The following is a 1,362-nucleotide window of genomic DNA, read 5'->3' on the forward strand; positions in this document are numbered from 1 at the left end:
CGCCTGACGCCACCCGCCGGGGCGGGTGGCGTCAGGCGTCCTCGTCGTCGCCCTCGGGCGGTGCCAGATCCTGATGGTAGGGAGCCGGTGCGGGTAAGCCGAAGTGCTCGGCCGCAAGGCGGGACACGTCGGCCAAGGCGCTCTCGCCCCACCACTCGCCCAGGTCGTTGAGGGCAGCCTTGAGCATGATGCCCGGAAGGGTCCGCATCGGCTCGTTGATGAAGGGGTCGGCCAAGTGAGCCAGGGCGGTGCAGAGCGCGTTTCCCGCGTCCCACGCCTCGGCGCACCCGTGAACGGCCTTCGCCGCGTGGAGCCGCGCGAGCCAAGCGTTCCCTACGGCCTCGTCGCGCCACCCTGGAAAGGGAGCGGCCTCGGCTTCGGCAGCCTCGTTGCGGCGATGGGACTCGGCAAGCGCAGGGCCGAGGCGCTGCACAAGCGGTACGATTTCAGGAGCGAGCGCTAGGAACGCAGCCTCGCGGTCGCCGGCCTGGACCGTCGCAGCAAGCGCCGGCAGCGGCAGCGCCGCGGCCACGGAACCCGCCAACATGGCGCGGCGGCCTTGGCTCGTCTCGGGCGCGAAGCCGGCGGCCTTGGTCTTCATCGCCGCGAACCGCTCGCGCAGGGTCGGCTTAGGGGCGGCGGTCGGGGAACGCTTCAAGGGATTGCGCATGTCGGGATCTCCACGAAGGAGCCCGTGAGCCGTCCGGCCCAGGGCGAGGGGCGGGAAGGGTTCAGAGCAGCGAGGCGAGGCCCGTGAGGACGCAGCCGCCACCGATGATCGCCACGGCGGCCATCAGCTCGCCGGCAGCCGCGAGGGCGCGACCGAGGCGGGCAGGCGCCGCGACCGGGCGCAGATCGATCGTTGGGCCGATGAGCCGACCGGACGGCAAGGCCATCGGAAGGCGCTGGATCGGCTCGACACCGAGGCAGCGTGACAGCTCGGCCTCACGGACCTCGGCGATGGCCCAAGCGTCGGCGGCGCCCTGGCAGCGGTACGCGGCGGCGTTCGGCGCCTCCTCGGACAGCCACCAGCGAAGGTGACGGATCAGGCACAGCATTCCGGCCCGCGTCGCGCACGGGGTCGCGAGCAAGGCGTGCAGACTGTCGTGCGTCTCGTCGTCAGCGGCGTCGGCCGCGTCGCCATCGGGCGCGACCTGAAACACGCTCCATGCCTCGGAATGGCGTTCGATGGCCGCGAGGATGGGATCGGCGTGGAAGGGGATGCGCTCGGCATCGAGACGGAGAACGGGCAGGGTCAGGGCATGGGACATCGGTCGGGCTCCAAAGGGCTCGTGAGGGCAGGCAGGGAGGGCAAGGGGGAGGAGGCGCCAGCTACGGCGGCGGGCGCGGCTCGATGGGGGC

The 1,362-nt window shown here is 72.2% G+C and carries 2 protein-coding genes; both read right to left on the reverse strand.

The genetic code is table 11. The annotated features are described in order from the left end of the window. Positions 1-31: 31 nt before the first annotated feature. Complete coding sequence (locus FV234_RS25780) at positions 32-670, reverse strand: hypothetical protein (protein WP_147832437.1); 639 nt, start codon at positions 668-670, stop codon at positions 32-34. Between the two features lie 61 nt (positions 671-731). Beyond that, on the reverse strand, positions 732-1,362 hold a 631-nt coding region (locus tag FV234_RS25785), incomplete at its 5' end, for a hypothetical protein (protein ID WP_246686318.1).

Source organism: Methylobacterium sp. WL8 (assembly GCF_008040045.1).
Taxonomy (GTDB): domain Bacteria; phylum Pseudomonadota; class Alphaproteobacteria; order Rhizobiales; family Beijerinckiaceae; genus Methylobacterium; species Methylobacterium cerastii.

Bases quoted from the DNA above. Each gene is read 5' to 3' on its own strand.
- FV234_RS25780 (WP_147832437.1), bottom strand. From the start codon at position 670: ATGCGCAATCCCTTGAAGCGTTCCCCGACCGCCGCCCCTAAGCCGACC.